The following is a 338-nucleotide window of genomic DNA, read 5'->3' on the forward strand; positions in this document are numbered from 1 at the left end:
GGGGGCCGATGGTTGTTCAAGGAAACAGAATCTAGGGAGTTCACATGTCACTGACGGTCGGTTTATCTAATCCTGCGGCAGTCACCATCGGCGGCAAAACCGCAGCGACTATCAATGCATTGAGCGAGGCGGGAGCGGAGGCTTCCACCGAGGCGCTGGGCACAGAGAAAGAATCGAACAATCAGGTCAGGACCGGTGGTGCTGCCGCGCCAGAAGACAGCAAGGCTGAAAGCGGCGACAACCTGAGCGTCACGGTCAAGATGTTGCTCAAGCGCATGCAGGAACTGCAGAAGCAACTTCAGGAGCAGCAACAACAACTGGCGGCCGCACAGGCCAAG

Annotated in this window: 1 protein-coding gene; it reads left to right on the forward strand. The window is 57.7% G+C overall.

The annotated features are described in order from the left end of the window. Positions 1-44: 44 nt before the first annotated feature. Positions 45-338, forward strand: a 294-nt coding sequence (locus tag BK660_RS30365; protein WP_123436410.1) for a hypothetical protein, incomplete at its 3' end; no start/stop codon positions are given.

Origin of the sequence: Pseudomonas brassicacearum (genome assembly GCF_003732265.1) — a bacterium.
In the GTDB taxonomy this organism is placed as follows: Bacteria; Pseudomonadota; Gammaproteobacteria; order Pseudomonadales; family Pseudomonadaceae; genus Aquipseudomonas; species Aquipseudomonas brassicacearum_D.